We start from the raw sequence: 19,294 nt of genomic DNA on the forward strand, positions 1-19,294 counted from the left end.
AGAATGGATCCTGTGACTATCGCGCTCGAACTCGCCGTTCAGGATTCCGCCGGAGTGCGCATCGCACGGGAAGTCGGTGCCGCACGCGTCGAGCTGACCCAGGCGCTCGCGCTCGGCGGACTCACGCCGTCTCCCGCAACCCTCGAGCTGGCGCTGGATGCCGCAGGGGATGGCGGTCCGGAGATCCACGTACTGATCCGGCCGCGCGCGGGTGGCTTCCACTACGACAGCGACGAGATCGCCATCGCTGTGCGCGACGTCGAACTCGCGGCGCGTGCGGGTGCCGCCGGCGTCGTCGTGGGGGCACTGGATGCCTCCGGCGCTCTGGACCTCGACGACGTGGCGCGCCTTCGGGATGCGGCCGGCGGAGCATGCGTCACGCTGCACCGCGCGATCGACGTCACTGCCGATCCCGTCGCAACTCTGGAGATGGCGATCGAGCTCGGCCTTCGTCGCGTGCTGACTTCGGGCGGAGCATCCGCCGCGATCGACGGAATCGACACTCTTCGTGCGATGGTCTCCGCGGCCGCAGGCCGAATCGAGGTCATGGCGGGCAGCGGCGTGAATGCGGCATCCGCCCCGGCTCTCGCCGCCACCGGTGTCGACGCCGTGCACTTCTCGGCGAAGCGAATGATGACAGCCGACAGCGGTGTGCGGATGGGATCTGCGGACGACGGCGTCGGGGGGTATGAGGTCACTGATCGGGATGCTGCGCACGCAGTTCGGGAAGCGCTGGGGCTGCGACCAGTACGACCGTAGACTCATCCCATGCCCCAGACTTCTGAGTTCACTGACGCATACGGCGTCACGATCGTCTATGACGTCCATGCGGCAGAGGGAACTCCGCGGGCGGTCGTGCAGCTGCTCCACGGCGTCGGTGAGCACGCCGGCCGCTATGGCAAGCTGATCGCCGCTCTCACCAGAGCGGGGTACATCGTGTACGCGGACGACCACCGCGGTCACGGGCGCACAGGCCTTCGTCAGCACGGCGGGCCCGCGAAGCTGGGCAGGCTCGGTAAGGGCGGTCTGCGTGCAGCGGTCGACGCCGTCTGGCAGCTGACCGGCATCATCCGCGAGGAGCACCCGGAGCTTCCGCTGGTGCTGCTCGGACACTCGTGGGGGTCTTTCCTCGCGCAGAAGCTGGTGAACGCGCATCCGGAGGCGTGGGATGCCGTGATTCTCTCCGGCTCTGCGCATCTGACGCCGCGCGGGCTGAACGCCGCGCCGCTCAACGCGCGCTGGGAGAGCAAGGACGCGACCGGTTACGAGTGGCTCAGCCGTGATCCCGCGGTGTGGAAGGCATTCGACGAAGATCCGCTCACCACGAACGTCCCCCTGCTCAAGCTGTTCGGACCGATCGAAGCGCTCAAGCTCTACGGGCGGCCGGCGAAGAACCTCGGCAGAGACATCCCGCTGCTGCTCATCGTCGGACGCGACGATCCGGTCGGCGGGGCCATCAGCGTGCACAAGCTCGCCGATGACTACCGCAGCCGTTCCGGTCTCACCGACGTCACGACCCTGGTGTACCCCGACGCCCGCCATGAGGTGTTCAACGAGCTGCAGCAGCGTGAGGTGCGCGCCGATGTGCTCACCTGGCTCGACAAGCACATCCCCGCCAGCTGACCGTGCGGGCCGTAGGCTGGAGGGGTGCATGGTGAGTATAAGGTTCCCGGTGGAAAGCTCGTCGTCGTCGATGTCGAGGTCGCTGACGGTCGGCTGACCGACTTCCGTCTCGCTGGCGACTTCTTCCTCGAGCCAGACTCGGCTCTCGAGGACATCAATGCGGCGGTGAACGGGCTGCCGGCTGAATCGGATGCCACGGTGATCGCCGATGCCGTGCGCGCGGCTCTTCCTGCTGGCGCACAACTGCTCGGGTTCAACCCGGAATCCGTCGGCACCGCGGTGCGCCGCGCTCTCGTGACCGCGCCGGGATGGCGTGACTTCGACTGGGAGATCGTGCACGAGAAGGCCGTATCTCCGCGCATGAACCTCGCGCTCGACGAGGTGCTGACCTCGCGCGTCGGTGAGGGGCGTCGCCGGCCGACGCTGCGCATCTGGGAGTGGGAGGAATCCGCTGTCGTCATCGGCTCCTTCCAGTCGTATCGCAACGAGGTCGACCCCGAGGGGGCAGCCAAGCACGGCTTCGATGTCGTCCGGCGGATCTCCGGCGGCGGTGCGATGCTCATGGCCGCCGGGCAGATCATCACATATTCGCTGTACGTGCCGGCATCCCTCGTGCAGGGTCTCACCTTCGCCGACTCTTACGCGTTCCTCGACGATTGGGTGCTGCAGGCGCTGCGCTCGGTCGGAATCGATGCGACCTATCAGCCGCTCAATGACATCGCGAGTCCGACCGGCAAGATCGGCGGGGCAGCGCAGAAGCGTCTCGCCAACGGCGGAGTGCTGCACCACGCGACCATCTCGTACGACATCGACGGTCAGGTCATGACCGAGGTGCTGCGCATCGGCAAGGAGAAGCTCAGCGACAAGGGCACGGCGTCGGCCGCCAAGCGCGTCGACCCGCTGCGCACGCAGACCGGCCTCAGCCGCGCCGAGATCATCGAGAGCTTCAAGGCGACGTTCCGTTCGCTGACGGATGCCGAGGATGGCGCGGTCACCTCTGACGAATACGCTGACGCTGAAGCCCTCGTGGAGTCGAAGTTCGCCACCGATGCGTGGCTGCATCGCGTGCCGTGAGCGAGGTTTCACCAGAGTCGCCCCAGATCGGGGCGGTATCGATCATCCAGGGCGACAATCTCGACGTCGCGCGAACGCTGCCATCGGCCTCGTTCACGCTCGTGTATCTGGACCCGCCGTTCAACACCGGCAGGGCACAGGAGCGGCAGATCGTCACCGCCCGGCGTACGCAGCCCGACGCGGATCAGCCTGCTTCCGCGCACACAACTCCTGAAGAATCGGCCGATTCGGCTGATTCGGGGCCGGAAGCAAGCGGAACTGGAGAAAAGCTCAGGAGTTATGCAACGAGTGGCGAGGGCGAGGCCGCCGCGAAGCCCGCGGATCGGCCTATCCGCGAGATCCGGCACGGGTTCCACGGACACGAATACGAGCGTGTCCGGGGGATGCTGCGAACCTACGACGACCGCTTCGACGACTATGGCGCCTTCCTCATGCCGCGGCTCGAGGAGGCCTGGCGCCTGCTCGCCGCCGACGGCACCCTGTACCTGCACCTGGACTACCGCGAGGCGCACTATGCCAAGGTGATGCTCGATGCCGTGTTCGGCCGCGACTGCTTCCTCAACGAGCTGATCTGGGCCTACGACTACGGCGCGAAGTCGCGCAGGCGCTGGCCGACCAAGCACGACACGATCCTGGTCTACGTGAAGACCCCTGGCGGTCACGTGTTCAATGCCGACGATATCGACCGTGAGCCGTACATGGCGCCCGGCCTCGTCACGGCCGCGAAGGCGGCGCGCGGCAAGCTCCCCACCGATGTCTGGTGGCACACGATCGTGCCGACGACCGGGCGGGAGAAGACCGGCTACCCGACGCAGAAGCCCGAGGGCATTCTTCGGCGGATCGTGCAGGCCTCCAGCCGCCCGGGCGACCGGGTTCTTGATCTTTTCGCGGGTTCGGGAACGACAGGGGCGGTGGCATCGGCGCTCGGCCGCGACGCCGTCCTCGTCGACGAGAGCTCAGAGGCCGTGCGGGTCATGCGCAAGCGGATGCCGCACGCTGAGGTTACGACTCTCTGATCGCGCGGCCGTTCTGACGGCAAGCTGCACGTGATCGATCCGGCGACCGGTGCGATCACGGCATCCTACGACGCGATCGACGCATGGAGGGCCCGAGCGAGTGGCAGCAGCCGCACCCGGCGATCGCCGCTCATGGCGACGTGGTCTACGTGACCGATGCTGCGAACAGCACCATGGTCACAATCGGTGCCGCCACCGGAGAGGTCCTCGTGACCGGGGAGCTCCCGCACTCCAGCCCTGTCGACCACGGCTCTATCTCACCGACTCCATCGGCGGGCGCATCCTCTCGGCCGAGCCGGAGTTCACGAAATAGAAATCGACGGCAGCGCAACGCTGCCGGACTGTCGTCGCGCGCGGAGGCACGGACGGATCACTTCATGCCGGCGACTCTCCTCGGCTCGCAGCTGGAGACACTCGAGGACCTGGGCGAGGATGAGGCCGGGTTCGACGTGACCGTCGATCGCGCGCCCGAAGCGTTGGTCGCGGAGATCGTCGAGCGGCTCGAACACTCGTGACCCGGTGATGGCAGAAGGTTTTCCCGGCTTCAGGTCGACCTGGAGTCGGGAAAACCTTCTCCCGTACCCCGCAGAGAAGCTCACACCAGCGCAAGGACGCTGTCGTAAGCATCCTCTGCGACCTCGGCTCCATCGCCGCCGAACACCCGGGCGATGCCGGGGGCAGTCGCCCAGGCGGGCCACCCCGGGTCGCCGTCCACGATGAAATGCACAGCCGCGCCGTGCATATCGTCCGCGAGCGACTGCGGCGGATTCGGCCCCGCGAGATTCGTGACCTTCTCCCTGTCGAGCCCATCGAACCAGAACGGCACGTCGAGGCAGTGACATGCCCAGCCTTTCACCGGAGACACCCACGAGAATCGGTACGCCCAGGTGGCGGCACCCGCCTCACGTCGTGCTTCGGCGACGCGGGGGATGAGCACGCGGAACACGTGATCACTGATGAACCGCCCGACGAGCGCCACTCCACCCTTCTTGCGCTGAGCGGCGTTGGCAGCGAGGTAGGCGCGCCTGACCGTGCGCTTGCGCAAGAACGGCATCAGCAGAACGCCCGCGGGCACACGCCGGAGCTTTCCGCCTTCTCTCTCGGCGACCATCGTGAACTCGTCGTCGGTAGCGCCGAGCAGCAGGGGCTTGTCGGCGCCGACGCCTGCTGCGAGTGAATCGACCGTCGGGCGTGTGATCAGCTCCCCGTCGACCATCGGCCCCCACGGAAGTCCATCGGTCAGTAGATCTCGCACCATCCCGATGCCTTTGCGAGGCGTTGCGGCCTTCGGCTGCAGCTGCCGGATCCGACGCTCGGTGAGACGGCGGAATCCGTCGACGTCGGGCGCGACATCGCCGAGCTCGGCGATGCGCTCGGCGCGTGCACGGGCTGTCGGCAGCGGCACATCGGCGAGGGCACCCGAGAGCGAGATCGCCTGATGGAAGAGGTGCTGCGTCTGCGGCATCCCGAGCAGTGTCAGGACACCACCACCACCTGCGGACTGCCCTCCGATCGTGACGCGCGACGGGTCGCCGCCGAAGGAGGCGATGTTCTGCTGCACCCACTCGAGGGCGGCGATCCAGTCGCGCACCCCGCGGTTCGCGGGTGCGCCCTCGATGTACCCGAAGCCGTCGAAACCGAGCCGGTACGAGATCGTTACGGTGACGACGCCGTCGCGATTGAACCGTGCTCCGTCGTACCAGGGGCTCGCGGGGGATCCCTCGGTGTAGCCGCCGCCGTGGATCCAGACGAGCACAGGCAGCGAGCAACCGAGCGCCGGAGTGAACACGTTCACGTTCAGCGTGCTCTTGCCCGGGACCGCGGGTTCGGGGATCAGATTGTCGACGCCCGAGATGCGCAGCGCGGTCGCGCCGTAGGCGGTGGCGTCCAGCGGTTGTGTCCAGGGCTCCGGCGGCGTGGGTGCTTCGAAACGCAGGTCGCCGACGGGCGGTTTCGCGAACGGGATGCCGAGAAAGGCAGCGGAGGCTTCGGGCGTTCCGTGATCGCGCCAGAAACCTCGCACGGGTCCGGAAGCGGTCTGCACGATGGGGGAGTCGGTCACGCGTGCTCCTTAGTCTCTGTCAGAGTAGCCTCGCGTCCGGTTCGGCATCAGTGCAGCGGCTTGATGCGCCGATGCTCGCGCAGAGTCAGCTCCGGACGCTCCTCGATCTTGGTCGCGCCATCTGTCGTCCAGCCCTGGCGCTCGTAGAAAGAGTCTGCCCGCTCATTGCCATCGAGCACCCAGAGAAACGCTGTGCGATATCCAGCCTCGATGAGCGCCCTTTCAGCGGCGGCGAGAAGTGCGTGCCCGACTCCGGCCGACCAGGAGCGGGGGTCACTGTAGATTCCGTACACCTCGCCGTCGGCATCCGCGCCCTCATCGCGTCCCGCGCCGAACGATACCCAGCCGAGGATCTCACCGTCGCTTTCGGCAACCAACGTGCCGAGTGTCAGCGGGTGTGGGTCAGTGAGGATTCCACGCCAGCGCTCTGCGCGATCCTCGACGACGAGTGCGTTGAGTACGTGCTGCGGCATGAGACCGCGATATGCAGACTGCCAGGAGCGAACGTGCACGGCGGCAATGCCGCGGGCATCCGCGAGTGCGGCAGGCCGGATGAGCATCGCTCAGCCGGCGTTGCGGCGGGCGTCCCAGCCCGTGCGCACCATCTCGTCGACCGAATAGCGCATCTTCCAGTCGAGATCGCGGGCTGCGAGCTCTCCTGTTGCGACGATGCGGTCGGGGTCGCCGGCGCGGCGGGGCCCGATCTCGGGCGTGAAATCGATGCCGGTGACGCGGACCATGGCATCCATGATCTGCTTCACCGAGAGGCCATCACCGGAGCCGAGGTTGTAGGCGGCCTCGATGGATGCTCCGGACGCGAGGCGCTTCGCAGCCTCGACGTGGGCGGCTGCGATGTCGCCGACGTGCACGTAGTCGCGCACATTCGTGCCGTCTTCGGTGTCGTAGTCGTCGCCGTTGATGCGCGGAATCTCGTCCGCGAGAAGCTTCTCGAACACGATCGGGAAGAGGTTGTGCGGGCTGACGTCGTAGACCGTCGGGTCTGCGGAGCCGACGACGTTGAAGTAGCGCAGCGAGGTGTGGCGCAGCGGCGCCCCACTGTCGGCCGTCGCGATCGCCTGGTCGCGCAGCATCCACTCGCCGATCAGCTTGGACTCGCCATACGGGCTCGCCGGCTTCTTCGCGGTCTCTTCGACGACGAGCGCGACGTCAGGCGTGCCGAAGACCGCGGCGGATGAGGAGAACACGATGTTCTGGACGCCTGCGGCATCCATCGCCTCGAGGATCACGCGGGTGCCCTCGACGTTCTGTGCGTAGGTGTGCAGCGGACGCTGCACGGAAACACCGGCGTACTTGAAACCGGCGACGTGGATGACGCCCTCGGCGTTGTGGTCGCGCAGCGTCTTTTCGACGAGTTCGCGGTCGAGGATGCTGCCGTCGACGAACGGCACGCCCTCGGGAATGAAGGACGTCTGCCCGCTGGAGAGATCGTCGATGATGACGGGGGTGAGCCCGGCTGTCGCGAGGGCACGAACGACGTGTGCTCCGATGTAGCCGGCACCGCCGGTGACGATCCAGGACATATGTTCCTCCACTAGGTCCGTTATATTCTCCCCGAAACTGCAACACCACGCCGAACCGGCGGCGAATCGTGTGAGTCTCGGCGTGGTGTTGCGGGTTCGCAGATCATACGTCGCGGTGGGCACCGGCGGCCGGAGCCACCGAGAAGATGTGCGGTGCAGTGAATCCGGATGCTGAGAAGGCTGCGATCACGGCGCTCGACACGCGCTCGACGGCCGAGTGCTCGACCAGTGCGATCGCCGCACCGCCGAAGCCGCCGCCCGTCATTCGCGCACCGATAGCGCCCTCTGACAGCGCCGTCGCGACCGCGAGATCGAGCTCGGGCGTCGAGATCTCGAAATCATCGCGCATCGACTCGTGGGAAGCGACGAGCAGATCGCCGATCGCGTGCGCTCCGCTCTCACCCAGCAGGCGAACCGTGTCGAGCACACGCTGGTTCTCGGTGACGATGTGGCGCACACGCCGGAAGGTGACGTCGTCCATGATCTCTTCCGCACGAGCCAGGTCGTCGATCGAGACGTCGCGCAGCGAGGTGGTGCCCATGAGGGCTGCGCCCCGCTCGCAGGACGCCCGGCGCTCGCCGTAGCCGCCGGTGGCGTGTGCGTGCTTCACCTGCGTGTCCATCACGAGGATCTCAAGGCCCGCATCAGCCATCCCGAGCGTGACGAGATTCGTCTCGAGCGTGCGGCAGTCCAGGAACAGTGCGCGATCGCGCTCGCCGAGCATGGAGGCCATCTGATCCATGATTCCGGTTGGTGCGCCCACTGCCTCGTTCTCGGCGCGGCGGCCGATGCGGGCCAGGGCCGTCCGGTCGAGGCCGGCGTTCCACAGATCGTTCAGCGCGCCCGCGGCAGCACCCTCGATCGCGGCCGAGGATGACAGTCCGGCACCGACGGGGACCTCAGAGGCGATCGCGATGTCGACGCCTGCGCCCGTGGCACCGGCCAGCTGCAGCGCCCAAGCGACGCCGAGCGGATATGCGGCCCACTCCGGGACGGCGGGCTCAGTGCCGGATGCTGTCGGGAACAGCGCGTTCAGCTCATCAAGGGCGACTTCGACGGGTGCTTCGGCGAAGGTGGATGCGACGCGAATGCGTGCGTCATCACGGATGCCGACAGCGGCATATGTGCGATGCGGGATGGCGAACGGCAGCACGAAACCATCGTTGTAGTCGGTGTGCTCACCGATCAGGTTCACGCGCCCCGGCGCCGACCAGACGCCGGCGGGAGCACTGTCGGTGAGCTCGGCGAACAGAGCGAGAGCGGCTTCTTGAGTGGTCATGCGTTACCTGATTCTGCGCGTGCGATGGCTTCGCGGATCCGCTCCGCGCCCTGCTCGGGGGTGACTTCAGCGGCCCAGGCCCACATGGCGGCCTCGGATCCAGCGAGGAACTTGAGCTTGTCGGCAGCGCGGCGTGGGCTCGTCAGCTGCAGGTGCAGACGGACCGTGTCGCGGCCGATGTTCACCGGCGCCTGGTGCCACGCAGCGATGTACGGGGTGGGGGTGTCATAGAGCGCATCGACGCCCTTGAGTAGCTTCAGGTACAGCGGAGCCAGCTCATCGCGCTCAGCGACGGTGGTCTCAGCGAAATCGGGCACCTGCCTGTTCGGCATGAGGTGCACTTCGAGGGGCCAGCGTGCGGCGAAGGGCACGAAGGCGGTCCAGTGCTCGCCCCGGAACACGACGCGCTCGGAGTCCCGTTCCGACTCGAGAATGCGCTGGAACAGATCCGGCGAGGTGCGGTCGATGCTCTCGAGTGCGCGGGTCGTGCGCGGCGTGACGTAGGGGTACGCGTAGATCTGTCCGTGGGGGTGGGGAAGGGTGACGCCGATCGCTTCGCCGCGGTTCTCGAACGGGAAGATCTGCTCGATGCCAGGAAGTTTCGACAGCGCGGCCGTGCGATCAGCCCAGGCCTCGATGACGGTGCGGGCGCGGGTGACCGACTGGGTTCCGAAAGATCCGGAGTGGTCAGGGCTGAAGCACACGACCTCGCAGCGGCCGACGGAAGTGCGGGTGCGGCCGAGGCTGAGCGCGGCGAGATCGTCGAGGCCGCGGGGCGGGTTCGATGCGGCGGGGGCGGTGCCCAGAGCCTCGGCTAGAGCGGGTCCGAAGGCGGGGGAGCGGTTCTCGAACACCGCGACGTCGTAGAGCGAAGGAACCTCGGACGGGTTCGTCGGCGACTGCGGTGCGAGGGGATCGGAGTCGGCCGAGGGCATCATGACGCGGTTCTGGCGGTTCGCGGCGACGGTGATCCAATCGCCGGTGAGCACATCGAGGCGCATGTTCGCGCTGTCCGGGCGCGGGTCGAGGGCGCGGGCGTCGATGGCGCGCTCGGCGCCGAGCGAGGTGCTCGGATCGTCGTAGTAAAACAGTTCTCGGCCATCAGCGAGGCGGGTGGAGCGCTTGATGACGCCGGCGCTGAGCTCGGTCGGCGTGCACAACTCCGGAGATTCTTCGATGTTCACGTAAACACGTTACCCGGCGAGCGGTGGTAACGTCAACATTCAGGAGTTGTGCGAGCAGATCGTGAGCGGAGGATGCCGGTGACCGACGACCTACTCGGCCAGAAACCGCCCCGAAAGCGCCGCAGTGCTGTGCCCGGGCGCGTTTCGATGGCGATGGTGGCCAGCCGAGCCGGAGTCTCGGGGCAGACCGTGTCGCGCGTCGTCAACGACAGCCCCCGAGTCGACCCTGCCACCCGTGCGCGGGTCGAGAAGGCGATGGCCGAGCTCGGTTACCGACCCCATCGCGCCGCCCGCGCGCTGCGTACAGGGCGCACCCACACGATCGGACTGGTCGTGACGACGCTCGCGACGGTCGGCAACTCCCGGATGCTGCAGGCCACAGCCGAAGCGGCTGAACGCCGTGGCTACGCACTGTTGGTCGTGACCGCCGCGGGCAGCATCGCCGAGGCCTTCGACAGGCTGCAGGATCAGGGCGTTGATGGCGCGATCGTTCTGAACGAGGCGTCGGCTCTCACTCGGGCGGCGGACTCTCCGGCAGGGCTCCGGCTCGTGGTCGTCGACGGTGCGTCAGACGCCTCGGAGCCTGCTTTCGTCAGCACGGTGAGCAGCGATCATGCCGGCGGCGCCGCCCAGGCGACGCGTCATCTGCTGCAGGGAGAGCACGCGACCGTGCATCACCTGGCGGGCCCGGCGGACTCCTTCGCCGCGGCCGAGCGTGAGCGTGGCTGGCGCGAGACGTTGCAGGATGCCGGGATCGATGCGCCAGCGATCGTTCGCGGTGACTGGTCGGCGGAGTCGGGCTATACCGCAGCGGCCGCTCTCGAGAGCGCGACTGCGGTGTTCTGCGCGAACGACCAGATGGCGCTCGGGCTCATGCGCGCTCTTGCTGAACACGGCAGCCGCGTACCTGAAGACGTCAGCGTGATCGGTTTCGATGATGTTCCGGATGCCGCGAACTACCGTCCGCCCCTTACGACGATCCGGCAGGACTTTCCCGCGCTCGCCGAGGCCGCGGTGGCCGCGCTGATCGCGGGTATCGAGCACGCAGAATCGACGCCCTCGATACTGATCCCGACGCGCCTGGTAGAGCGCGCGAGCACGAGAAGATGAGCTCATGACGATCCGGCTCGGACTGTGCTCGGTGACTTTTCGCCACCTCGCGCCAGAGCAGATCGTGCCGCTCGCCGCAGAAGCTGGACTCGAGGTCATCGAGTGGGGCGGCGACGTGCACGTGCCGCCGGGAGATCCGGAGCGCGCAACGCAGGTCGCTGCGCGGACGAGGGATGCGGGACTCGACGTCTGCTCCTACGGTTCATACTTCCGGGCGGGTGCGGATGAGCCTCTCACCCCGATCCTCGACAGCGCACAGGCCCTGGGTGCGGATCGGGTGCGCATCTGGGCCGGAGATGTGGATTCTGGAGATGCGACCCCCGCTCAGTACGCGCGGGTCGTCGGCAGGCTGAAGGATGCTGTGGCCGAAGCATCCGCTCGTCAGATCTCTTTGGCGCTCGAGTTCCATCGCGGCACTCTCGCTGACAACCCGGATGCCGTGCTGCGCCTGCTCGCGGGTGTCGGTGCGGCGCCTGAGGCGCTCACGACCTATTGGCAGCCGAGCGTGGGCGCGGACGACGCCGCGGCGCTGGACGAGTACCGTGCTGTCGCCGCGCACACCAGCGCCGTGCATGCGTTCTCGTGGTGGCCACAGACGCAGCGGCTGCTGCTCGAAGAGCGCGAGTCGTTGTGGCGGCGGTTCTTCGAGGCGGTGGGCGCGGCGCAGACACCGCCGCGCGAGGTGCTGCTCGAGTTCGTGCGAGATGATCACCCCGCGCTGCTGGCTTCAGAGGCCGCGACTTTGCGTTCTTACGCGGGCGGGACACCTCGGTAGGCTCGGCTCATGACCTCCACGCACACCCGTGCCGGGTGGTCCGTGAAGGGAGTCGCTTCGTGAGGGTCGTTCTTGCACCGGACAGTTTCAAGGGCACGATCACCGCGCTGGCGGCTGCATCCGCTCTTGCGGAGGGCTGGCTGGGGGTCGATCCGGATGCCGAATTCACTCTGCGTCCGATGGCTGATGGCGGCGAGGGCACCGTCGCGGCATTCGAGGCCGCGGTTGCGGGCGTCCAGCGCATACCGGTGCGCGTCGATGGACCGGCAGGCCGCCCGATCGACTCCAGCTGGCTGCTCCTGCCCGGCTCGGATGAGGCGCCCGCGGGTACGGCCGTGATCGATATGGCCTCCACATCGGGAATCGAGCTTCTGGACGAGCTCCGCCCATGGGATGCCGACTCCACGGGATTCGGGCAGGCTATCAGCGCGGCTCTCGACCACGGAGTCTCCCGTGTCGTGCTCGGCATCGGATCCAGCGCATCGACGGATGGCGGCACCGGGATGCTGCGCGCGCTCGGCGCGCGATTCCTCGATGAGTCCGGAGCGGAGGTCCCTCTCGGTGCGCGCGGACTGTCCGCCATCGCGCACGCCGACCTGAGCGGTCTGCGCGCGGCTCCCGAGGTGCACGTGCTCACCGACGTCACCAATCCGTTGACCGGTCCTCGCGGGGCGGCGGCCGTCTTCGGCCCACAGAAGGGGCTCACTGACGCCGGCGAAATCGAGCGAACGGATGCCGCCCTCGCGCAGCTCGCTGACCTGCTGGGCCTTGACAGCAACAGGCCAGGAGTGGGAGCTGCCGGCGGGGTCGGCGGCGCACTCATCGTCTGGGGTGCATGCCTCGCGCCAGGGGCCGCCGAGGTCGCGCATCTCATCGGGCTCGCCGATGCGATCGCGGGCAGCGACGTCGTCGTGACCGGCGAAGGCGCCTATGACGGACAGTCCGGTGATGGCAAGGTGCCGTCGTTCGTCGCTGCGCTTGCTGCGGAGGCCGGCGTGAAGCCGATGCTCGTCGCAGGACGCATCGATGAGGATGCCGACACGGGGCTTTTCGCGGCATCCGCTTCGCTGACTGATCTCGCGGGGTCTTCAGCATCCGCTCTTCGCGACCCGGCGCGTTGGCTGCGCGCCGCCGGCGAGGCGCTCGCGGAGCGCGCTGCGAACGGTTAAGCGCCCGCGACCTGGACGGGCGCCGAGGCGACCTGACGGGCGCCTGCCTCAGGAACCGAGCGCGGCCGAGACCACGGCGCGGGCTTCGGCCTGCACCTCGGCGAGGTGTTCGGGTCCGCGCAGGCTCTCGGCATAGAGCTTGTAGACGTCCTCCGTGCCCGAAGGGCGCGCGGCGAACCACGCGTGCTCGGTCTGCACCTTCAACCCGCCGATCGCCGCACCGTTTCCGGGAGCGTTCGAGAGCTTGGCGGTGATCTCCTCGCCGGCAAGCGTCGTCGCGGTGACAGACTCGGGGGCGAGGCGAGAGAGCGTCGCCTTCTGCTCCGGCGTCGCCGGTGCGTCGACGCGCTGGTACGCGGATGCTCCGAACGCGGCCTCGAGCTCCGCATAGCGCTCCGACGGGGACTTGCCCGTTACCGCGATGATCTCGGCGGCCAGCAGGCACAGCAGGATGCCGTCCTTGTCTGTGGACCAGACGGATCCGTCGCGGCGCAGGAATGATGCTCCGGCCGACTCTTCGCCACCGAAGGCCACCGATCCATCGAGGAGTCCTGGGACGAACCACTTGAACCCGACGGGAACCTCGAGCAGGCGGCGCCCGAGGGATTCGGCGACGCGGTCGATGATCATCGACGAGACGAGGGTCTTGCCGATTGCGGCATCCCGCGGCCATTCCGCACGGTGCGAGAACAGGTAGTCGATCGCGACGGCGAGGTAGTGGTTGGGGTTCATGAGCCCGGCATCCGGAGTGACGATACCGTGGCGGTCGGCGTCGGCGTCGTTTCCAGTGAGGACGTCGAAATCTGCGCGACGCGCGACGAGCGATGCCATCGCACTCGGCGAGGACGGATCCATGCGGATCTTCTCGTCCCAATCCAGCGTCATGAAGCGCCAGGTCGGGTCGACTTCGGGGTTCACGACCGTGAGATCGAGGCCGTGCATCTCCTTGATGAGGGCCCAGTAGTCGACGGATGCTCCGCCGAGAGGATCAGCGCCGATGCGCACACCGGCGTTCTTGATCGCGTCGAGGTCGATGATCGAGGGCAGGTCGCGCACGTACGCGTCGCGGAAGTCGTAGTTTTGCAGCGCGTCCCAGTCGATGTCGGCGAAGCTCGTGGCCTGCACGCCTTCCATGCCAGCCTCGATCAGCTCGTTCGCGCGGTCTGCGATCCAGCTCGTGGCATCCGTGTCGGCGGGGCCGCCGTGCGGAGGGTTGTACTTGAAGCCGCCGTCGCGGGGCGGATTGTGCGAAGGGGTGACGACGATGCCGTCTGCTCGTTCGGCAGCATCCGAGGGCAGGTCACGGTTGTACGTGAGGATCGCGTGGCTGAGAGCCGGGGTGGGCACGTACGAATCACGGGAGTCGACGCGCAGATCCACACCGTTTGCGAGCAGAACTTCGATCGCGCTGCGCTCGGCGGGGAGTGAGAGGGCGTGGGTGTCGCGACCGAGGAAGAGCGGGCCGGTGATGCCCTGAGTGCGGCGATAGTCGACGATCGCCTGCGTGGTGGCGAGGATGTGGTTCTCGTTGAAGCTGCCGGCCAGCGACGAGCCGCGATGGCCGCTCGTGCCGAAGACCACGCGCTGTGCGGGGTCAGCGGGATCAGGGTGCCGGTCGTAGTAGGCGGCGATGAGTGCGTCGACATCGATGAGGTCTTTTTCCTCCGCGGGGAGGCCGGCACGGCTGGTCATGCTTCCAGTGTGCCCCGATACGGGCGCGCGCGCATCCTGAATGATGAGGCGGGTGAGGGGAGGACGGGGCTAAGGTGAAACGCGTGACTGAACGCCGTACTTACAGCTACCTGGGGCCAGCGGGTACCTTCACCGAAGCAGCACTCGATCAGGTGGCCGAGGCTCGGGGGCACGATCGCCGTTCGGTGCACAACGTCGGCGAGGCGCTCGCGGACGTGCTCGAAGGGCGAAGCTACGCGGCGATGATCGCGATCGAGAACTCCATCGAGGGCGGCGTCTCCACGACTCAGGATGCTCTGGCGACGCTCCCGGGGCTGCGCATCGTTGGTGAATACCTGGTCAAGGTTAATTTCGTGCTCGTCGCCCCTCGCGGAACGAAGCTCGAGGACGTCTCTGCGATCGCCGCGCATCCCGTGGCCTACGCGCAGTGTCACGCCTGGCTCGGCGAGCATCTGCCTAACCACTCCCATGTTCCGGCAGCGAGCAACGTGGCATCCGCCATCGGCGTGCTCGAGGGAACCTCCCCCGCGCAGGCGGCGATCGCACCTCCCGGGATCGTGGCGCACTACGACGTCGACGTGCTCGCCTCCGAGATCGGTGACAACACGTCGGCCGTCACCCGCTTCGTGCTGGTCACGCGGACGACCACAGCGCCGGATCCGACCGGGGCAGACAAGACCTCGCTCATCGTCGAGCTCCCGAACGATCAGCCGGGAGCCCTGCTCGACATGCTCGAGCAGTTCTCGACCCGTGGCATCAACCTCTCGCTCATCGAATCCCGCCCCATCGGGGATTCGCTCGGACGCTACCGCTTCGTGATCGATGCGGACGGACACGTGCACGATGAGCGGATGGCCGATGCGCTGCTCGGCATCCGCCGCTTCAGCCCACGCGTGGTCTACCTCGGGTCGTACCCGCGGGCCGATCGCCGGATCGTGCAGTACCCCGAGCGCTACGCCGATGACGTGTTCGTCGAGGCGCGCGACTGGCTGCGCGCCCTCATCGCCGGCGAGCCCGAGGCCTGACCCGCTCGTTCTCGTTCGTCGCGCCGGTTGGCCGGGTCGGTTGGCGCGCGCGGGATGGATCTCGGGTCTAAACCGGCCTGCGAGCCGCGAAAAGCATCCCGCGCGCCCCCGCCGCGCCCCGCGCCCGGCCGCCGACGCTAAAGCGCGGCGGCGACGAGCTCGAGCGTCTGGGCTCGGCCGGCCGGAGCATCCATCGGCTCTGTCTCGTACGCGCCGGCGACAGGGGAGACCATGACCTCGTCGACACCGAACTTCGTCGCGAACTCGCGCAGTTGGGTCGCGACCTGCGCGCCGGTGCCGACGAACCAGCGTGAGCGGGCGGCCTCGACGACCTGATCGGTCGCGGGGTCGGATGCCGCGGCCAGCGCCTCGTCGACGCTTTCGAGCGCGATCAGCGGCTTGTTCAACCGCAGCCGCGACATCATGCGCAGCTGCGGCAGTGCCCGCGCCTCGGCCTCTTCGGGCGTGGGGGCGGCGACGACGTTGACGGTGAGGAAGGTCCGAGGTGCCGGGTGCGCCTCGCTCGGCTGATAGTTCGTGCGGTACAGATCCAGCGCGCGCTCCAGCCCCTGGCCCGAGAAATGGTTGGCGAACACGTAGGGTAGCCCCTGGGATGCCGCGAGCTGAGCCGAGTAGTCGCTCGAGCCCAGCAGCCAGACCTCCGGCGTGCTCGTGGCTGCCGGCGTCGAATGCACGATGTACTCGCCGCCCGACGTGAAGCGCACCGTCGCACCCTCGCTGCTGAGGAGCATCGTGATGTCCTGTACGTGGCGGGGGAACTGCTCCACGTCACTGGTCGTCCCCGAGCCGCGGAGAAGCTGAGTGATGACGGGGTCGCTGCCCGGAGCCCGACCGAGCCCGAGGTCGATGCGCCCGGGCGCGATGGCCTCGAGCGCCGCGAACTGCTCGGCGACGATGAGCGGCGCATGGTTGGGGAGCATGACGCCACCGGAACCCAGACGCATGGTCTTGGTGCGCGCGGCGGCGGCCGCGATCAGCACGGGTGGGGTCGTGGATGCCACGGCCGGCATGTTGTGGTGCTCGGCGAACCAGTAGCGGTGATAAGCGAGCCGGTCGGCGGTCTCGGCCAGCGATAGAGAGGCGTTGATCGCCTCTGCGCTGGTCTGGCCGGTGCGCACCGGAACGAGGTCGAGCACGGACAGAGCGGGGGCTGAAGCAGTCATCACAGAGGTGAACATGCGGGTGTGGTCATACATTCCTTGCGCGTGGCGAAATGCCGGATGCTCGCGTATCCGCGCCTGACGCGGATAAAGTGTCGTCGTGACATCACAAAGGCGTCCTCCGGGCTCACAGTCTTCACTGCGTGAAGCCAACCGGCGCCGTGTGGTGGCCGCGATCAAGAAACAGGGCAGCCTCACGCAGGTCGAATTGGCTGCGGTCACGGGGCTTTCGGCAGCATCCGTTTCGAACATCGTGAAAGAGCTCGCGGCGGCCGGAATCCTGCGCACGACGCCGAGCATTCGCAGTGGACGACGAGCGACGCTGGTGTCCTTCGCCCGTGCAGTGGGTCTCGTCGCCGGCATCCATGTCGCCGCCCGCCATCTGCGGGTCATCGTTGCGGATGTGAACGGCAGCGTGCTTGGCGAGAACCACATGCCGCTCGCGCGCGATCACCGCGCCGACAACGAGCTCGATCGGGCCTCTCTCCTGCTCGCCGACATCCTCTCGAACCTCGAGTCGGGCATCGATGAGCTGCGCGGTGTCGGGGTGGCGATCTCGGCGCCGATCGACCGGGCCACGGGGCGCGTCGCGGGGCGCGGCATCCTGCGCGGCTGGACCGGAGTCGACATCGCGGATGTCATGCATCGGCGGCTGCGGCAGCCGATCTTCCTCGACAACGCCTCGAATCTCGCAGCGCTCGCCGAAGCGCGACTGGGCGCGGGGCGCGGCAAGCAGAACGTGGTCTTCATCGACGTGGATGACGGCATCGGCGCCGGCCTGCTGCTCGGCGGACAGCTGCTGCGCGGTCACAACGGCACCGCCGGAGAGCTTGGGCACACGGTGATTCTCGAGGATGGTCCGCTGTGCCGGTGCGGCAACCGGGGGTGCTTGGAAGCGATCGCTGGGGGACCTGCGATTCTCGAGAAGCTCGGGGATGCCGGGGGAATCACCAAGGTCGGCGATGTCGTCGTTCGGGCGATGGCGAATGACCCCGACTGCATCCGCGCGCTGACTGAGGCCGGTCGGCACATCGGGCTCGCGACAGGTAACCTCTGCAACCTGTTCGACCCGGAGCGGATCATCGTCGGCGGCGACTTCGCGCGCGCAGGGGAGCTGCTGCTCGGGCCGATCAGGCTGGTGATGGAGAACACCATGATCGTCAGCGGTCAGGGCGTTGCCGACGTCGTGCCAGGACAGCTGGGCATCGGAGCGGCTGCGAGGGGCGCCGCAGTCCGTGCGATCGACGAGACCAATGTGCGCGAATCGGATCTTCTCATGGCTTGAATTCAAGTCTTGACGCCAATGGCTGAATCCTGTCATGCTCAGATGTCGCCAAAGTGGTCGGCACAGCTACGGAGGTTTTCAATGAAGAACACAACCAAGCGAGCGCTGGTGGCTACGACCGCGCTCGCGCTTTCGTTGGGCATGCTGTCTGCGTGTTCCAACGGCACACAGACCGGCGATGCCGCTCCTGCCGAGACTGGGGATGCCTCCGCCGCGACGATCGGGCTCCTGCTTCCCGACAACGTCACCGAGCGTTACGCCAGCGCTGACAAGCCCTATTTCGAAGAGAAGGTCGCCGAGCTCTGCCCCGACTGCACCGTGCTCTACGCGAACGCTGACGGCGACGCCGCCAAGCAGCAGCAGCAGGCCGAGTCCATGCTCACGCAGGGTGTCGACGTGCTGGTGCTCGATCCCTTCGACGGCAAGGCCGCCGCGGCGATCGTCAACCAGGCCAAGGCCAAAGACATCCCTGTCGTCTCGTACGACCGCCTCATCGACAGCCCCGATGTGTCGTACTACGTCTCGTTCGACAACGAGAAGGTCGGCGAACTGCAGGCTCAGGCACTCGTCGATCAGATGGGCGTTCTCGGCCTGCCCGAGGACTCGGGCATCATCATGGTCAACGGATCGCCGACCGACCCGAACGCCGCGCAGTTCAAGAAGGGTGCGCACAGCGTCATCGACGCATCCGGGCTGACCGTCCTCGCCGAGTACGACACGCCCGGATGGGAGCCGCCCAAGGCTCAGGACTGGGTCGCCGGTCAGGTGACCAAGTTCGGTGACCAGATCACCGGTGTCTACGACGCCAACGACGACACCGCCGGTGGCGCGATCGCGGCTCTGAAGGGCGGCGGCATCACGCCGCTTCCTCCCGTCACGGGTCAGGATGCCTCGCTTGCCGGCATCCAGCGCATCCTCGCCGGGGACCAGTTCATGACCGTATACAAGGCATTCAAGCCCGAGGCCTACCAGGCAGCTGAGTTGGCTGTCGCGCTGACCAAGGGCGAGTCGCCCAAGGCAGACACGACCGCTGACACCGGGAGCGGCGACGCGATCCCGTCGTTCCTGCTGAAGCCGGTCGCGGTGACCGTCGACAACATCAAGGACACCGTCGTCGCTGACGAGCTGTACACGATCGACGAGATCTGCACCGCGGCCTACGCCGATGCGTGCGCCGCGCACGGTCTCAAGTGATCACCCCGGGGTGGGGGGGAGTCGCCGGCAGCGCGGCCACTAAAAGGAGGGGTTTTCGTGGTAACAGCACCCCGCCCCTGCGAA

Annotated in this window: 18 protein-coding genes; 11 read left to right on the forward strand and 7 right to left on the reverse strand. The window is 67.5% G+C overall.

Going from position 1 to position 19,294, the window contains the following annotated elements:
• Positions 1-3: 3 nt before the first annotated feature.
• From ACTU6U_RS08400 to ACTU6U_RS08420, 5 genes are all read left to right on the forward strand, one after another.
• Positions 4-759 (forward strand): copper homeostasis protein CutC, encoded by a 756-nt coding sequence (locus tag ACTU6U_RS08400; protein WP_443468673.1) that lies wholly within the window; start codon positions 4-6, stop codon positions 757-759.
• A gap of 9 nt (positions 760-768) precedes the next feature.
• Positions 769-1,623: an alpha/beta fold hydrolase gene (locus ACTU6U_RS08405; protein WP_443468674.1), complete on the forward strand. Its 855-nt coding sequence runs from the start codon at positions 769-771 to the stop codon at positions 1,621-1,623.
• Positions 1,624-1,647: 24 nt separating this feature from the next.
• Positions 1,648-2,697 (forward strand): lipoate-protein ligase LplAB, encoded by a 1,050-nt coding sequence (lplAB, locus tag ACTU6U_RS08410; protein ID WP_443468675.1) that lies wholly within the window; start codon positions 1,648-1,650, stop codon positions 2,695-2,697.
• Positions 2,676-3,713, forward strand: a complete 1,038-nt coding sequence (locus tag ACTU6U_RS08415) for a DNA-methyltransferase (protein ID WP_443468676.1) — start codon at positions 2,676-2,678, stop codon at positions 3,711-3,713. Before lplAB ends, ACTU6U_RS08415 begins: the two co-directional genes overlap by 22 nt.
• Before the next feature lie 83 nt (positions 3,714-3,796).
• On the forward strand, positions 3,797-4,228 hold the full coding sequence (locus ACTU6U_RS08420; protein WP_443468677.1) for a hypothetical protein: 432 nt from the start codon (positions 3,797-3,799) through the stop codon (positions 4,226-4,228).
• 80 nt (positions 4,229-4,308) lie between these two features.
• On the opposite strand, the gene ACTU6U_RS08425 is transcribed toward ACTU6U_RS08420, so the two are convergent.
• From ACTU6U_RS08425 to galT, 5 genes are all read right to left on the reverse strand, one after another.
• Entirely contained in the window at positions 4,309-5,775 is a 1,467-nt protein-coding gene (locus ACTU6U_RS08425) for a carboxylesterase/lipase family protein (RefSeq protein WP_443468678.1), read from the reverse strand.
• Positions 5,776-5,822: 47 nt separating this feature from the next.
• On the reverse strand, positions 5,823-6,335 hold the full coding sequence (locus ACTU6U_RS08430) for a GNAT family N-acetyltransferase (RefSeq protein WP_443468679.1): 513 nt from the start codon (positions 6,333-6,335) through the stop codon (positions 5,823-5,825).
• Positions 6,336-6,338: 3 nt separating this feature from the next.
• On the reverse strand, positions 6,339-7,316 hold the full coding sequence (gene galE / locus ACTU6U_RS08435; RefSeq protein ID WP_443468680.1) for a UDP-glucose 4-epimerase GalE: 978 nt from the start codon (positions 7,314-7,316) through the stop codon (positions 6,339-6,341).
• A 103-nt stretch (positions 7,317-7,419) separates the two neighbouring features.
• Positions 7,420-8,595 (reverse strand): galactokinase, encoded by a 1,176-nt coding sequence (gene galK, locus ACTU6U_RS08440; RefSeq protein ID WP_443468681.1) that lies wholly within the window; start codon positions 8,593-8,595, stop codon positions 7,420-7,422.
• Complete coding sequence (gene galT / locus ACTU6U_RS08445) at positions 8,592-9,773, reverse strand: galactose-1-phosphate uridylyltransferase (RefSeq protein ID WP_443468860.1); 1,182 nt, start codon at positions 9,771-9,773, stop codon at positions 8,592-8,594. The genes galK and galT overlap by 4 nt, the downstream gene beginning before the upstream one ends.
• A 153-nt stretch (positions 9,774-9,926) precedes the next feature.
• Here galT and ACTU6U_RS08450 point away from each other — a divergent pair, with 153 nt between their 5' ends.
• Genes ACTU6U_RS08450 through ACTU6U_RS08460 form a run of 3 tightly spaced genes read left to right on the forward strand, consistent with a single transcriptional unit; the run spans position 9,927 to position 12,833 of the window.
• A complete protein-coding gene (locus tag ACTU6U_RS08450; protein ID WP_443468861.1) occupies positions 9,927-10,889 on the forward strand; it encodes a LacI family DNA-binding transcriptional regulator in 963 nt (320 codons plus the stop codon).
• 4 nt (positions 10,890-10,893) lie between these two features.
• Positions 10,894-11,664 carry a sugar phosphate isomerase/epimerase family protein gene (locus ACTU6U_RS08455; RefSeq protein WP_443468682.1) on the forward strand — a complete coding sequence of 257 codons (771 nt, stop codon included), beginning with the start codon at positions 10,894-10,896 and terminating at the stop codon, positions 11,662-11,664.
• A gap of 59 nt (positions 11,665-11,723) precedes the next feature.
• Complete coding sequence (locus ACTU6U_RS08460; RefSeq protein WP_443468683.1) at positions 11,724-12,833, forward strand: glycerate kinase; 1,110 nt, start codon at positions 11,724-11,726, stop codon at positions 12,831-12,833.
• 48 nt (positions 12,834-12,881) lie between these two features.
• Here the strand turns inward: ACTU6U_RS08460 and pgm are convergent, their stop codons facing one another.
• Positions 12,882-14,525: a phosphoglucomutase (alpha-D-glucose-1,6-bisphosphate-dependent) gene (pgm, locus tag ACTU6U_RS08465; protein WP_443468684.1), complete on the reverse strand. Its 1,644-nt coding sequence runs from the start codon at positions 14,523-14,525 to the stop codon at positions 12,882-12,884.
• Positions 14,526-14,599: 74 nt separating this feature from the next.
• Here pgm and pheA point away from each other — a divergent pair, with 74 nt between their 5' ends.
• Positions 14,600-15,550 carry a prephenate dehydratase gene (gene pheA, locus ACTU6U_RS08470; RefSeq protein ID WP_443468685.1) on the forward strand — a complete coding sequence of 317 codons (951 nt, stop codon included), beginning with the start codon at positions 14,600-14,602 and terminating at the stop codon, positions 15,548-15,550.
• Positions 15,551-15,687: 137 nt separating this feature from the next.
• Here pheA and ACTU6U_RS08475 read toward each other — a convergent pair whose 3' ends face one another.
• Complete coding sequence (locus tag ACTU6U_RS08475; protein WP_443468686.1) at positions 15,688-16,734, reverse strand: LLM class flavin-dependent oxidoreductase; 1,047 nt, start codon at positions 16,732-16,734, stop codon at positions 15,688-15,690.
• 97 nt (positions 16,735-16,831) lie between these two features.
• Between ACTU6U_RS08475 and ACTU6U_RS08480 the strand changes: the two genes are divergently transcribed.
• Positions 16,832-18,016, forward strand: a complete 1,185-nt coding sequence (locus ACTU6U_RS08480) for an ROK family transcriptional regulator (protein ID WP_443468687.1) — start codon at positions 16,832-16,834, stop codon at positions 18,014-18,016.
• Between the two features lie 81 nt (positions 18,017-18,097).
• Complete coding sequence (locus ACTU6U_RS08485; RefSeq protein WP_443468688.1) at positions 18,098-19,210, forward strand: ABC transporter substrate-binding protein; 1,113 nt, start codon at positions 18,098-18,100, stop codon at positions 19,208-19,210.
• Positions 19,211-19,294: the final 84 nt, after the last annotated feature.

This window comes from Microbacterium zouquanmingi (assembly GCF_052266695.1).
In the GTDB taxonomy this organism is placed as follows: domain Bacteria; phylum Actinomycetota; class Actinomycetes; order Actinomycetales; family Microbacteriaceae; genus Microbacterium.

What these genes read in the sequence shown, in the direction of transcription:
- pgm (WP_443468684.1), bottom strand. Translation starts at nt 14,525, where the DNA reads ATGACCAGCCGTGCCGGCCTCCCCGCGGAGGAAAAAGACCTCATCGAT.
- ACTU6U_RS08455 (WP_443468682.1), top strand. Translation starts at nt 10,894, where the DNA reads ATGACGATCCGGCTCGGACTGTGCTCGGTGACTTTTCGCCACCTCGCG.
- galE (WP_443468680.1), bottom strand. Translation starts at nt 7,316, where the DNA reads ATGTCCTGGATCGTCACCGGCGGTGCCGGCTACATCGGAGCACACGTC.
- ACTU6U_RS08420 (WP_443468677.1), top strand. Translation starts at nt 3,797, where the DNA reads ATGGAGGGCCCGAGCGAGTGGCAGCAGCCGCACCCGGCGATCGCCGCT.
- ACTU6U_RS08430 (WP_443468679.1), bottom strand. Translation starts at nt 6,335, where the DNA reads ATGCTCATCCGGCCTGCCGCACTCGCGGATGCCCGCGGCATTGCCGCC.
- ACTU6U_RS08400 (WP_443468673.1), top strand. Translation starts at nt 4, where the DNA reads ATGGATCCTGTGACTATCGCGCTCGAACTCGCCGTTCAGGATTCCGCC.
- ACTU6U_RS08475 (WP_443468686.1), bottom strand. Translation starts at nt 16,734, where the DNA reads ATGACTGCTTCAGCCCCCGCTCTGTCCGTGCTCGACCTCGTTCCGGTG.
- galK (WP_443468681.1), bottom strand. Translation starts at nt 8,595, where the DNA reads ATGACCACTCAAGAAGCCGCTCTCGCTCTGTTCGCCGAGCTCACCGAC.
- ACTU6U_RS08485 (WP_443468688.1), top strand. Translation starts at nt 18,098, where the DNA reads ATGAAGAACACAACCAAGCGAGCGCTGGTGGCTACGACCGCGCTCGCG.
- ACTU6U_RS08405 (WP_443468674.1), top strand. Translation starts at nt 769, where the DNA reads ATGCCCCAGACTTCTGAGTTCACTGACGCATACGGCGTCACGATCGTC.
- ACTU6U_RS08450 (WP_443468861.1), top strand. Translation starts at nt 9,927, where the DNA reads ATGGCGATGGTGGCCAGCCGAGCCGGAGTCTCGGGGCAGACCGTGTCG.